General features: G+C 49.5%; 9 protein-coding genes. 7 read left to right on the top strand and 2 right to left on the bottom strand.

Annotated elements, in window-relative coordinates; genetic code table 11:
- The first annotated feature begins 820 nt into the window (after window positions 1–820).
- The gene (locus AC5JMP_RS22040) at window positions 821–5,980 is read left to right on the top strand and encodes an nSTAND1 domain-containing NTPase (protein ID WP_495853644.1); all 5,160 of its coding nucleotides are present in this window, start codon (window positions 821–823) and stop codon (window positions 5,978–5,980) included.
- A 135-nt stretch (window positions 5,981–6,115) separates the two neighbouring features.
- The gene (locus AC5JMP_RS22035; protein ID WP_495853643.1) at window positions 6,116–7,816 is read left to right on the top strand and encodes a mechanosensitive ion channel family protein; all 1,701 of its coding nucleotides are present in this window, start codon (window positions 6,116–6,118) and stop codon (window positions 7,814–7,816) included.
- 91 nt (window positions 7,817–7,907) lie between these two features.
- On the opposite strand, the gene AC5JMP_RS22030 is transcribed toward AC5JMP_RS22035, so the two are convergent.
- Window positions 7,908–8,207 carry a hypothetical protein gene (locus AC5JMP_RS22030; RefSeq protein WP_495853642.1) on the bottom strand — a complete coding sequence of 100 codons (300 nt, stop codon included), beginning with the start codon at window positions 8,205–8,207 and terminating at the stop codon, window positions 7,908–7,910.
- 219 nt (window positions 8,208–8,426) lie between these two features.
- Here AC5JMP_RS22030 and AC5JMP_RS22025 point away from each other — a divergent pair, with 219 nt between their 5' ends.
- The 5 genes from AC5JMP_RS22025 (at window position 8,427) to AC5JMP_RS22005 (ending at window position 13,603) form a co-directional block, all read left to right on the top strand.
- Window positions 8,427–9,002: an Alr1449 family protein gene (locus tag AC5JMP_RS22025; RefSeq protein ID WP_495853641.1), complete on the top strand. Its 576-nt coding sequence runs from the start codon at window positions 8,427–8,429 to the stop codon at window positions 9,000–9,002.
- Window positions 9,003–9,032: 30 nt separating this feature from the next.
- On the top strand, window positions 9,033–10,703 hold the full coding sequence (locus tag AC5JMP_RS22020; RefSeq protein WP_495853640.1) for a cryptochrome/photolyase family protein: 1,671 nt from the start codon (window positions 9,033–9,035) through the stop codon (window positions 10,701–10,703).
- A 134-nt stretch (window positions 10,704–10,837) separates the two neighbouring features.
- The gene (locus tag AC5JMP_RS22015; RefSeq protein ID WP_495853639.1) at window positions 10,838–11,119 is read left to right on the top strand and encodes a hypothetical protein; all 282 of its coding nucleotides are present in this window, start codon (window positions 10,838–10,840) and stop codon (window positions 11,117–11,119) included.
- A 231-nt stretch (window positions 11,120–11,350) separates the two neighbouring features.
- Entirely contained in the window at window positions 11,351–12,151 is an 801-nt protein-coding gene (locus tag AC5JMP_RS22010; protein ID WP_495853693.1) for an ABC transporter permease, read from the top strand.
- Between the two features lie 45 nt (window positions 12,152–12,196).
- Complete coding sequence (locus tag AC5JMP_RS22005; RefSeq protein ID WP_495853638.1) at window positions 12,197–13,603, top strand: cytosine deaminase; 1,407 nt, start codon at window positions 12,197–12,199, stop codon at window positions 13,601–13,603.
- Window positions 13,604–13,724: 121 nt separating this feature from the next.
- Here AC5JMP_RS22005 and AC5JMP_RS22000 read toward each other — a convergent pair whose 3' ends face one another.
- Window positions 13,725–14,204: a peptidoglycan-binding domain-containing protein gene (locus AC5JMP_RS22000; protein WP_495853637.1), complete on the bottom strand. Its 480-nt coding sequence runs from the start codon at window positions 14,202–14,204 to the stop codon at window positions 13,725–13,727.
- Window positions 14,205–14,241 lie beyond the last annotated feature (37 nt).

Below are 14,241 nucleotides of genomic sequence, written 5' to 3'. Positions count from 1 at the left end.
CTGTTTCTAATTCATGACTCAGAATATTTACGGAGTCATGATGGAACTTCTAGGAAAAAATTTAGTTAATCTCCTGATTTCTAGGGAGATTTGTTACTGAAATCAGCATTTCAGCAGCAAGTCTACGTATTTTGACGGATTAGATTCTATTTGCATTCAAGAGTTAATTTTAATTAGCTGCAATGCCATTTTCAAGAAACAAAATCTATTACAAATGAGGGTTGTCACCCCCTTGGACAACAGTCTTCTTTTTAGATATCTTCGGTTTAACATGATAAATTACTTCAAAGATTGACATCAAAAAAACAAGCAATTTCTGCTCTTCAATTCCTGAAATATACCGAATTGAAAGTTGTATAGATGAAGTCAGAAAGGTTCAAAACATAGATAGCATATTAAGTCAAACAAAATGAATTCAAACAGATAATTAGAACGGCAACTAAAATAGCTAGATTTTTTACTTACACTCAATCTCTGAGGATATTTCAATGAGAAGTTTCCTAATTTTCAGTTAAGTATCAATTATTGTAGGCATTGAAATTCCTGAGATAGGTAACAGAATATTTTCCTGAAAAGCTTGTTAAACCTAGATACTGAACTATGTCTGTCTTATTTTAAATCCTGATAGATTGAATTCTTAAACCAGCCCCTATCACATTTTAAGATGATTAATACATCTTTGAAGAGGAGACTCATGTTCTCTGCCTATTTATTATGAATTGCTCTATCAAGTAGACTTTACGCTCTTGCAGTCTCGGATTTAAGAAACTCACAAGCAAGAAACTTATAAGCATCAAATGGTTTTGGATGAGGTGTATTGATGTCACGGGACGCTCTGGTTGTTGGAATTAATACCTACAAGTTCATGTCTGGCTTGCAAGCCCCTGCAAGCGATGCAGAGGCGATCGCCCAGCAGCTTCACACCTACGGGGAATTTAGAGTTCATCGTTTGCCAGAGGTAATTCAGGCTGGTAAGCCTCAAGTGGGTCAAAAAACGACCATTACGCTGCGTGAGTTGGAATCTTCGCTGATTAATTTGTTTAAGCCTAAAGGCAATACTATTCCCCACACGGCTCTGTTTTATTTCTCTGGGCATGGCATTCAGCGTGAGGCAGGTATTCAGGAAGGCTATCTAGCGCTAAGCGATTCTAATCCTGATAAGGGTAGTTACGGTCTATCGCTATTTTGGCTGCGGCGGCTGCTACAGGAAAGCCCTGTGCGTCAGCGCATCGTCATTTTAGACTGCTGCCACAGCGGTGAATTTCTTCACTTCTTGGAGGCAGATCCGGGCGCACGTCCCGGCACCGATCGCCTATTTATGGCAGCCTCTCGCGAATATGAAACAGCCTATGAATCGCTAGAAAGTCCTTACAGCATCTTTACTCAAGCCATTCTGACGGGGTTAGATCCGAGTCGGGTAGAGTCAGGCACCGTCACCAGCCACTCTCTAACAGACTGGGTAAGCCACAAACTCAAGAGCGAAATTCAGCAGCCTCTATTTGAAAGCTCTGGCAGCGAGATTATCTTGACGCGAGGCGTAGGCGGACAGTCGATCATCCCCAAAGTCCACAAATCCAGCCCGATTTGCCCCTATCGCGGTCTGGAATGTTTTGATGAAACCCACAGCGAATACTTCTTTGGACGAGAAGAGCTAACAGCAGAGCTAGTGAACAAGCTTCAGAGCGATCGCTTTGTGGCGATCGTCGGAGCTTCAGGCATCGGCAAATCCTCTCTAGTGCGAGCAGGATTGGTTGCGACCTTAAAGCAACGTGCGCCGCTCCAGTGGCAGATCAAGTTTCTGACTCCAGGCGAACATCCTCTCAAAAGTCTGGCGAATGCCTTTATTGATTCCAATTTGGGCAATCTGGAGCGGGCTGAGCAGCTTCGACGTGCCGAGACTTTTTTACAAGATGGTGGTCGGGGTCTAGCTCAACTTGTCCAGGCTAGCTTACCGATGTCAAGTGCTGTGTCAGGAGCAATTCGCCCTCGAATGCTGCTGATTATTGACCAGTTTGAAGAGGCTTTTACTCTGTCTAGAGGTTCTCGTGCTGAGCAAGAGCGGCAGCAGTTTTTCAACTGCTTGATGGGGGCATTAGAAGCAACCGATAGCGACCTCAGCGTGGCGATCGCCCTAAGATCTGACTTTCAATCTAAGTGTGCGCTCTACGAAGGCTTAGCCCACAAAATTGAGCAGCATCGGGTGGTCGTGAATCCGCTGAAGTATGAGCAAATTAAGGCGACGATTCTTAAGCCCGCTCAAAAGATCGGGTTAGTTTGTGAGCCAAGCTTGGTTTACAACATGATGCTAGATATTATTGGCGCACCCGGTGAACTGCCGCTATTGCAATACACTTTATTGGAACTCTGGAACCATCGCCGCACCGGATTGGAGGGTGGCGTCGCCCGACTCACCCTAGATACCTATCAGGAACTAGGCGGAATGCGCGGAACGCTGCAAAAGCGTGCAACTGAAGTATTTTCTCAGCTGACTCTAGAGGAGCAAACGGTAGCCAAACGAATCTTCCTAGCGCTGACGCAGCTTGGTGAGGGTACAGAAGATACTCGTCGTCGAGTGATGAAATCTGAATTGGTCAGCTCAGTTTTTCCTGCTGCGCTCGTAGAGCAGGTGCTAGAAAAGATGGTGGCTGCAAAGCTCGTCGTCACAAGCTGTGAAAGAGGATGGCAAGCTCCAAAGAAACAAGATCAGATTGGCTCTACGGCGATCGGCAGCTCCATTGTTTTAGACAAGCAATTGACTGGAGAAATGGTTGATGTTGTCCATGAAACGCTGATTCGCAACTGGGGGCTGCTCCGGAACTGGCTGGATGAGAACCGAGAAATGCTGCGGCGAATGCGGCGGATTGAACAGGCGGCTCAGGAGTGGGGTAGTGCTGGGCAACCATCAGGAGAGTTCTTGATGAATGGATTGCGGCTCAGAGATGCCGAAGATTTTCAGCGCACCTATCCCCAGGAGCTATCGGCGTTGGCGCAGCGATATATTGCCGCAAGCCACTCCGAAACCCGCCGTGCTAGGAGAGAGTCGCGACAGCTGCAAATTGCGGTGCCTACGGTTTTGCTGATTGCGCTGGCAGCCGTGCTGAACCAGTATCGCGGCACACTTCATTGGCAGGCAGAAAAAGATCATCAGATTCAGCTTGCGACTTCCCGCGAGCGAGCGGCGATCGCTCAAACCATTCTGCAAGATGGCTCCAGCGATCCGATGACGGCACTGCTGGTCAGCCGTTTGGCCGCAGAGTCTGGCGGTGCCAATTATGAAACTCAATCTAGCCTCCGTGCAGCGCTACAGGATCTACGCCTTCAGCTTGAGCTGAAGGGGCATGAAGGAGCCGTGCATCAGCTTGCGTTTAGCCCCGATCGCCGTCATTTAGCCACTGCAGGAGCTGATGGTAGATTGCGCCTCTGGGCGATCGATGCGCAAACCATTCTAAACAGCCCCTTGAAGCCTATTAAAACTCTCTCATGGTCAGAGCTGAGGAATAGCGAAGTAAGCAGCAGTCAAACAGAGAGTAGCGAAATAAGTAAACCAGACAGTAACAAAACAAATAACAGTAAGACAGAGAGCGATAACACAAAGGGCGATAAGACAGGCATTAGGGCGATCGCCTTCAGTCCTGACGGTAGGCAGGTGGCAGCGATCGCTCACAACTCACCGCTAGTCAAGGTTTGGTCAGTAGAAACCGGAACGGTGCTGCTCCAACTCACAAATTTGGCTCCGGTAAACCAGGTTATGTTTAGCCCCGATGGCAAATGGGTTGCGACACAGAGCGATCGCTCAATTTCACTCTGGCGGGCTGACACCGGACAACTGCAAGCTCGTCTGCCTCAATCTAGCGACATTGTAAGCCTGCAATTTAGCCCCGATGGAAAGATGTTTCTGGCAGCCTTACAGGGCGACGTGGCTCAGGCTGAATCGGGCAGCGCTCCATCAGCGACCAGATCAGCGAGTACCGTGCAACTCTGGCGACTCACGGCTGATCCGGCGCAGCAGTTAAAACTTCAGGCTCTATCGCCTCTTGTGCTGCCTAGCCCCATTACCTGTGCTAAATTCAGCCCCAGTAGTTCTATCGCCACCGCCAGCACCGATGGCAAAGTTAGGCTGTGGAGCGCTACGGGGCAACTCCGTCAAACTTTCACACCTGCCCATCCTTCGACCCTTAGCCCCCAGCCCCCAGCCCAACTGCAATTTAGCCCAGATGAGAGCCTGTTGGCGATCGCTAGCCCTCAGCAAACCTGGCTCTGGAATCTTCAGACGGGTCAAATGCAAGCTGAGCTGATTCTAACGCCGCACTCTGCAAAGGCAAACTCACTGGGGAATTCGCTGCTGCAATTTAGTCCCGATGGTCAGTTGATAATCACGAAGGGGTCTGCTGTACCCTCCTCAGAACAGGTCTATTTGTGGAATACCCAAACCGGGCAGCAGGTGAGCACAATGCAGAGCAACGGTGTTTTGGAATCAGCTGAGTTTAGTCCAGATGGCACCTACATAGCCCTAAATGCCAACGGCATCGTCCAACTTTGGGCCACAGAGGCGGGTGGCGAATTGCCTACCATCTATCCGCCTAACGCCATGGCAGAATGGTCAATGTTTTTGCCAGCCAGCACAGAGAAAGCTGCTCAACCTGCGACAGAGCAGGGGTTAAACCGTCCAGAACACGGCCCGATCGCCACTCGTTTAATGACGGTTACTCCTGACGGCAAGCTACAAAACTGGCAAATCCTGGCAGATGCTCCTTCTCCTAGCCCAACACCGCCATCGGTTTCGCCGAGCTACAGCGCTATTATGGAACCCCAGCGCATCTGGCAATACCTATCCGCTTTAATGGGGCAGCGATCGCCAAGTGGGCTATCCATGCTGTCCTCCGCTGCACCTAAATCTGCTGAAACTGAGTCTGCGGAACCGACAAAGGCAGAGGCACAAAACCCAAGCGCGATTCAGCATGAGGGAGCGATCGCGGCTCTCAATGCCTATACAGCCTTACCTGGAAGTGTTCTCAGCCCCTCATTGAACAGCCGTTCTTTAAACAGCCGATTGAGTGGAGTCGCGTTTAGCCCAGAGGGGCAGCACATTGTTACTGCTACAGCAGAAGGGCAGATGGACGTTCAATCTATGCAGCCCGATCGCTCTACAGCGCCGATACTAAAAATTCGCAATTGGCGATTGATTCCAGGACAGAATGCGGCGCTCAGCGAAGTTGTGAAGCCCAGCAGCTCTCAGCTCAGTAGCCCTGGCGGTGAACCTCTCAGCATTAGCCAGCTTAGTTTTAGCCCTGATGGTCGTCAAATATTGGGTGTAGGGGACGACTTAACGGTGCGCCTATGGGATGCACAAACTGGACAACTGCTGAGAGTATTTAAGGGTCATAAAGCAACGATACAAAGGGCAAGCTTTAGCCCGGATGGTCGAGAGATTGTCACCGCGAGCTGGGATCGCACTGTGCAGATTTGGCAGATTGCTTCTGGTGAAGCAATTCAGATCTTGAGTCATGCCGATGCAGTTAATGGCGCAAGCTTTAGCCCCGATGGTCAGCATATAGCTACGGCAAGCTGGGATGGCAGGGCGAGAGTGTGGAGCCGAAAAACGGGCAAGCTGAAGTTTTTGCTAACCGGGCATGGGGCAGAAGTATTTGATGCTGAGTTTAGTCCAGATGGCCGATCGCTTGTGACCGCCAGCGCCGATGGGACAGCGATCGTCTGGGATGCTCGAACTGGGCACAAGCAGTCTCATTTGCGTCCTGGGTTTGAAGACAAGCCGCCGATTCCTCTTTTGCAGGCAAACTTTAGCCCGGATGGACAGTACATCGCTACTCGAACTAAGGATGGAAAAGTGCATCTTTGGGCAGGTACCTGGGAGATGTTGCTAAAACTTGCCCGCGATCGTAGCCTTCGTCAGCTCACTCCTGAAGAATGCAATCGCTACCTGAGAGCAGAATCGGGCGCTTGCCCAACATTACCTCTTTAACAATAAGATGTCGGGCTATGATTTTTTTGAAAGGGGGCGCTCTGCGCCCCCTTTCAAAAAAATCATACATAAAACTAGCAACGCCAAAAAATCATCTACGGTAGAGTGAGAGGTAAAATCTCGACTAGATGAGAAATGGCTAATCTTGTAAGCAGCATTTTGAAATGGTATGTGCAAAATGGACTGATTCTGCTGGTTGCGATCGCCCTCATTGGCTTTCCTGCATTTGCTCAAGAAATCAGCCCGTCTGGAAATCAGCCATCTGGAAATCAAATTGACGGTTATCCAGTCATGCTCAACAATCAGCCGATCTTTTGGGTTAGACAAGGCGTAGCTGACGTTGTTTCGGCTCAAGAACGCGCCAAAATTATTGGTGATAGATTGGAGCAGATTGCCAGCAAAAATTCTGTTTCGGTAGAATCCATTACCGTTGACGAGCAGCCAGATGGCTCAATTCTCAAAGCCGATAAGTTAACCCTTCTGACTATTCGAGACAATGACGCTAAGGCGAACAATCAGTCACGTCAAGCCTTAGCTGCAGAAGCATTGCGAAAGATTAGAAGTGCGATCGCCCAATATCGAGAGGAGCGCAGTTTCAAGACGCTAATGATCAACATTAGCTTGGCAGCCCTTAGCACGATCGCCTTGCTGCTGTTTCTGCGAGGTCAACATTTCATCTTCGGAAAACTGCTTTCTAGAATCAGGGAAGCTCACAAGCAAGATCGACTAGGGTTGCGCGTCGGCACCTCTCGCCTGCTCGGATCAAACGCAACTGATTATCTGCTCAAGACCTTAATTCGCCTCGGTAAGCTAGCGCTGACTTTAGCGGCATTTTACCTCTACCTTCCGTTTATTCTTAGCCAGTTTCCTACGACAAGAGCCTTTAGCAATCAAGTTTTTGGTGACATTACCTACCGCACTAATCAGTTAGCTCAGTCGTTTGTGCAGTATTTACCTAATCTGATTGCGATCGTCGTGATTGGATTCGTGACGTATTACATTATCGGGTTCGCCAAGCTTGCAATTATTGAGCTAGGGCGAGGAGATGCCTATCCTTGGTTTTATCCAGAGTGGACAAGACCTACGGTACGTCTCGTAACATTTTTAATTATTGCGATCGCCTGCGTAGTGGCTGGTCCCTATCTCCCTGGATTTGGTTCTCCAGTATTTCAAGGTGTTTCTCTTTTCCTAGGGGCACTATTCACGCTAGGATCTTCTTCCGCTATTTCCAACGTCGTTTCTGGAATCATTTTGATTTACACTCGTGCTTTCCGAGTAGGTGACATGATTCAGATTGGAGATGTAACAGGCGAAGTCATCGAAAAGTCCTTATTCGTGACTCGATTGATCAATTCCAAGAATGTTATCACGACTTTACCCAACGCGGCGGTATTGAATGGCAGCGTAATTAATATGAGCGCTGCTCTGCGTCAATCTGAAAATAGTCTAGTTCTGCATACTACGATTACGCTAGGATATGACGTGCCCTGGAGAACCGTCCACCAAGTTCTCATAGAAGCTGCCAAAGCAACAGAAAATATCTTGCCAGAACCACGATCGTTTGTGTTGCAGACCGCGTTGAATGATTTTAACGTTAGCTATGAGCTGAACGTTCATATCGATCGACCCGACATTATGCCAATAATTTACTCAGAGCTGTATCAAAACATTCAGGATCATTGCAATCAGGCTGGCATTGAGATCTTGTCTCCAACTTACTCAGCCCTTAGGGACGGCAACCACTCGACCATTCCTACAAATTACTTATCTCAAAACTACAGTTCACCAACCTTCCGCATCAACGTTCAGGATAGTAATTCCCAAGAAAGCGGTTGATAAGAAAACAGTTGAGTTATCTCTGTCAATATACTGAGGGATCTTCTGATACTGCGAAGACATTGCTAATCAGAACCTCACTGAGCTGAGCCTAATTTTGATCTAGGGGCACCGAAAGTTCTATTCTTTGCTCCGACTGTGGCTGAACTTCCCGCACATCAAGACCCTCATTAGAAATCCTGACGCGGGTTTCTGGATTAGGCTGCTCATAGATTTCAACGTTGACTCGATCGCCATCAGAGGAGACACGTGGGCGCAGCTCAGACCCTTGTCTACCCAAATTAATTTGAAGGCCGTCACCTAGTTGAATCGCTTGAGCGGAGGCAGGAACCGTCCCCACCGTTAATCCCATTAATGCTGCACCCAAGCAGCTGATTAGCTGATTTTTCATGAGTTTTACCCCGTTTTTAAGATTGGCTTTGATTACCAATGTGGCAAATTTAGGAAACGATACCCTCTAACGTGAGGCTCATATTTTTAGCGGGAAGCATTTCCAAAAAGGAATAGTGTCCTGAGACAGGTTGCACAATGTTCCAAAACACGTCCATTCAGATTGGGCTAGCCCACTATAATGAAGGTCTGAAGGGCTTTGAGAGGTGGTAATCCCGTTATGGCAAAGCAAAAAAACCACGATCCTCAGTGGATTAAAGAAACGTTTGAACTTGAAGACGATCATCGTTGGGAGTCCAATCCGGGCTATAAGATTTTTGTCGCCGATCGCGGTGCAGTTCGTTTTGACGTGCCGCAGGATTGGATCTTTCAGCCAGATGATAAATCCTTTAAGTTTCTCGATCGCCAGCCTCCCGACGATGATTGCCGCCTAGAAGTGTCGTTCAATCGGCTTCCAGAAGGAGATTGGGCAGGGTTTCCCCTTCAGTCTACGCTGCGGAAAATTGTTGATGACGATGAGCGCAATGTAATTGCCAAAGCGGATATCGTGACGGTTAAACGCCAAACCGCTCGGATTGTCTGGACAGAAATTAAGTTTATTGATGCGCCAGAAAATCGGGAGGCTTTCTCCCGAATCTGCATTGGCTTAGGCTCAAACGTGCAGTGCTTGATCACCTTAGACTATTGGGCAGATGATGCCGATCGCTTGATTCCCGTTTGGGATGAAGTGTTGCGATCCCTGACTTTAGGCCTATACATTCGTGACCCTAGAATCGGTACGGCTTTGCCCGATTAGCTCGCCAAATTCGCTTGCCAGATTAAGACTATGAATCGCACGATTGTCTGGTTTCGGCGAGATTTGCGGATTGCCGACCATGCCCCGCTCTATCGGGCGGCGCTCCGGGGAGCGGTAATTCCAGTGTTTATATTCGATCGCGCTCTGCTACACCACCCTGAGACTGCTCCAGCTAGGGTAGCGTTTATGCTGGAATGCCTAGCAAGCCTGGATCGAGATCTGCAAGCTCACGGCGGTCGGCTAATTCTGCGATCCGGCGACCCGGCAGAGGTGCTGCCCCATCTAGTGCGTGAAACTCAAGCAGAGGGAATCTATGCCCACATTGACTATGAGAGGATCTATGGGCGGGTGCGAGATGCAAGGCTGAATCGCGCCTTAGCAGAGCAGCAGATGAAAATCCGCTGGTTTGAGCCGACTGCTGGCGTGGCTGATTTGATTGCCTATCCGCAGTATCGAGATTTCTGGTTTGCCGAAATGCGTCAGGAAATGTCGCCAACGCCCGATCGCATTCAGACTCCGCCAAGTATTCACAGCGAGCCTTTGCCTTCGCTGGCAGATCTGAAGCTGATTCCTGACTCAAAGCCGATTCCCTCTGGCGGAACTGCCGCTGCCCGTCAGATCTTGCAGGAATTTCTAGATGAAAAAGTCGATCGCTACTACTGGCAGTTGTCTTACCCTGGTGCTGAAGCCACGACGGGACTCAGTCCCCATCTGAAATTTGGCGCGATTTCTATTCGAGAATGCTACCAAACGGCTCAACAGCTCAAGTCTTCAGATAGTTTCAAGGTGCAGCGGAGTCGCAAGCAGCTGATCTCACGTTTGCGGTGGGGCAGCGGCTTTGCTCAGCGGTTCCGCTACTTGCCACAGTTGGAATTGCGATCGCTCTACACTATCTTTGATGAAGAAGGCTGGGAGTTTGACGAGGCGCTTTATGAAGCGTGGCAAACCGGACAAACCGGGTTTCCTATCGTGGATGCAGCAGCGCGGTGCCTGCAAGAGACAGGCGGCTGGAAGCAGCTCAATTTTCGAGTGCGCGCCCTCCATTCCAGCTTTCTGAGCAATCTTTTGGGAATAGACTGGCGATATGGGGCACTGCACTTCATGCGGCATCTGATTGATGGCGATTGTCCGATCGATCACTATCAATGGGCAATGCAATCAGGCGTGACCCATTGTGTAGACAAAACTTGGACGCGCATTTATAACCCTGGACAGGTGGCGATCGATCGCTGTGATCCAGAGGGTTTATTCATCAAGCGCTGGGTGCCTGAAGTGGCTCACCTTTCGCCAGAGCAGCTTGGCACACCGCCGCCGCTGTTAGGAAACTATCCTTCACCCATTTTGGATTACAAGTCGGCTCGTCAGCGGCGGGTGAAGCAGCTTGAACGTCAGCGTCAAACTTTCCTGAACCAGAAAAATGTGGTGCCCTATTTGGCAAGACTGCCGGAGTTTATGACTCCGTTTGGCAGCGATCGCTTTCCGGGTAGCGAGGTAGAATGGGCGACGATGCCAAATCTAGAGCTTTTCCCGACCCCGCTGGATTTGGAGAGCTTAGATTTGGCTCAGGCTCAGGCTTTGCGTACCTGGTTTACGGCCCATGTGAATATTCTGCCGCAGAAGGGGCGATCGCGTCGTTCTCCTAAGAAGGATAAAAAAGAGAAGCGTCCTGCTGACTTTTCGCAGCTGAGTTTGCTGGACTAATTGTTCTGTAAGTGGATTCGCAAAATACCCGACGAGGGAATGCGATCGCTCCATTCACTATTCCATAATTGAGTCATCAATTAAGTCATCATCGGTAACAGCTCAACCTCCTTACCCATCAGAGGAAGATTCTCATGTCAAATCTATCTGCTTCAGCTTCTGCTGCAACGTCTAAACCTGGCGTGACTCAACCCGTGAGTAAAAGCTGGAAAACTACGGCGATTGGCATTGTCCTAGCCCTCAGCGGTTTTGTAGCATTCTCACCAGAGGCTTTTGGGGGCAATAATGCCTTCATCGTCAAACTCTGCAAATTTATCAATATTGGCGGATTAGCAGCATTAGGTGTCACGGCTAAAGATTTTGATGTCACAGGCGGCAGCCAGCCTATTACAGATAAGCAGCATCCAATGAGCTAAATCTGAGGATGTTTTTTGAAAGGGGCGCTCAGCGCCCCTTTCAAAAAACATCTATAAAACTGATAACGCCTCAAATCTCTCCTATCGCCGAGCATTGAGAGGACGACGAAGAGCGCTAGGATAGACCTAATTCTTGGCGCTCTCATCGTGAACTTGTTCAACCGCACCTCTACTCCCATTTCTAAATCTACGGCGCTCAGGGAAGACGATCGCCATAGACCTGCCCAGCCGTTGCTTTCGGCAGACGTGATAGCTCCCCTCACGGTCGGCATTCTGGTACTCGTTCTGTGGGAAATAGCGGTTCGAGTCACCCATATGCCGCCCTACCTGCTGCCGGGGCCTCTGTTAGTCGCACAAACGCTGGTTTCCGACTGGAATACGCTATTTCCATCGCTCTTGATCACGCTACAGATTACTATCGTTGCCTTTATTGCAGCAGTGGTGTCAGGTCTGTTAGTTGCTATTCTATTTACTCAGAGCAAATGGATCGAGCGGAGTCTGTTTCCCTATGCCGTCATCCTACAAACCACGCCGATTGTGGCGATCGCCCCTCTGATTATTCTTTGGGTGCGGCGCGTTGTGCCCGACGAAAGCTCTACCTTCGTTTCGCTCGTCATTTGTGCCTGGATTGTGGCTTTTTTCCCCATTCTTTCTAACACCACACTGGGTCTGAAGAGCGCTGATCACAATCTAGCTAACCTGTTCCAGCTCTACAAAGCCTCGCCTTGGCAAACGCTACGCTACCTGCGTCTGCCGAGCGCCATGCCCTACTTTTTGGGCGGACTGCGGATCAGCGGCGGGTTGGCTCTTATCGGCGCGGTTGTGGCAGAATTTGTCGCTGGGACGGGAGGAACCCGATCGGGCATTGCTTACCAAATTTTGATTTCCAGCTTCAATCTGCAAATCCCGCGTATGTTTGCAGCTCTAGTGATGACGACCGCTTTGGGGGTCGCCATTTTTCTGCTCCTCACGCTCCTATCTGACCAGATTTTGCGTAACTGGCATGAAAGTGCGGTCAAGCGAGAAAACTAAAATCTTTACTTCTACTACTAAAGTCTTCATCTCTAGAGTCATCCCATGCCATCTACCCCGCCTGCTTCTAGCCACTACTGGATCAGAAACGCCCATATTCCGGTGGCTCTTCTCCATCAGCCCCATGCAGCGATCGCCGCTCAACAAACCTTTGAGGGCTTGTCCTGTATAGATATCGAAATTCGAGAAGGGGCGATCGCTCAAGTTATTCCTGCCCACAGCCAGATTCCTGCCGATAGCCAGGTGGAAACAATTGACCTCCGTCAGGGTATTGTGTTTCCTTGCTTTGTGGATATGCACACCCATCTGGACAAAGGGCATACCTGGGGACGAGCGCCTAATCTACAGGGCACATTTGAAAACGCTCTGACAACCGTGGAAACCGATCGACAAAAAAACTGGAATGTCGAAGATGTCTATCGCCGGATGGAGTTTGGGCTAAAGTGCAGCTACGCCCATGGCACTCAGGCGATTCGTACCCATATTGATTCCCTAGAGGGACAGGCGATCGTTAGCCTAGAAGCCCTGAAAATGTTGCAAACCGAGTGGCAAGGGCGGCTGAGTCTGCAAGCCGTTTCGCTCTTACCATTGGAAAGCTTTGAAACGTCGGAGGGCGAAAAGATTGCCGATTTATTTGCGGCATCAGGGGGAGTATTGGGCGGTCTAGTGCTGATGAATGAGCGCTTAGATCACCAGCTCGATCGCGTTTTTGCCATGGCGATCGATCGTGGGTTAAGCCTCGACTTCCATACCGACGAAAGCGGCGACCCTGAAGAAATTACTCTGCGTCATGTTGCCTCTGCCGCTATCCGCCACCAGTTCACAAACCAAATTGTTTGTGGACACTGCTGTAGTCTTGCGGTGCAGCCACCCAACGAAGTGAAAAAAACGATGGATCTTGTCAAAGAAGCGAGAATCGGCATCGTCAGCCTTCCCATGTGCAACCTCTATCTACAAGATCGCAACCAGCAAGCCTCCCAACACTTTGCCCAAACGCTCTCTTCCGCCTCTCCTGACTTGATGCCCTACCCAGCTGACATCCCAACGCATACGCCTCGCTGGCGCGGTGTGACGCTACTGCATGAGCTGAGGCACAGCGGCATCCCGGTGGCGGTCGCTAGCGACAACTGCCGCGATCCCTTTTATGGATTTGGCGATCATGACATGGTAGAGGTCTTGACTCAGGCGACCCGCATTGCTCACTTTGATGCCCCCTATGGCGACTGGTGCCGCACCGTTACCCAAACTCCAGCCGAGTTAATGGGGCTGTCTGCAATGGCTCAAATTGGCATAGGGTTACCCGCCGATCTGGTGCTGTTCAAAGCTCGTCACTATAGCGAACTGTTTGCTCGTCCCCAGAGCGATCGCGTGGTTCTGCGTCAGGGGAGGGCGATCGACAGGACGCTGCCTGATTATGCCGATTTGGATGATCTAGTGCAAAACCCTACGTGAAATAAAGCGAGGGTATGAATTTTTTTGGAAAGGGGCGCCCCTTTCCAAAAAAATCACATATGAAATCAGCAACGCCGACAAGTTTTCAATTAATCAATGGTTCAATTAATCAATGGTTCAATTAATCAATAGAAAGAAAAGTCGCAAAATTGCTGAGGGCTTTCCAAGTGCGATCGCCAATCACACCATCAGCCGTTAGCTGCCGATCTTTCTGGAAAGCTCTCACGGCTGCTTCAGTTTTTATGCCAAAAGCATTGTCGATCGCCCCTGCGTAGAAATTGCCTACTTTCAGCAATTCCTGAACGATGCCGACCTGCTTGCTAACCATGCCCCGACGGAGAATAGGCATCCCAACAGGGGCATTGGCGCGTAGAGATTTCCAGGTTGAAGCTCCAACAATTCCGTCTTGTTCTAGAAGAAATTGGAATTGCACTATCTTAACCGCTGCTTCAGTTTTACTGCCGAATACGCCATCCACTTTAACTTGATCCGCAACAAGAATTCTTGGATTAACGAGCGCCTGCAGTTGACGAACTTTTTCACCTTGAGAACCGATTTGAAGAATAGGATCGATCGCTTGAACTTGAGTTACTGTGAACATGATAGATAAGTCTGAAGGAAGAACTATAGAGTTAATC

It is taken from the genome of Drouetiella sp. (assembly GCF_059504425.1).
This window is presented reverse-complemented; position numbering and strand designations above follow the sequence as displayed.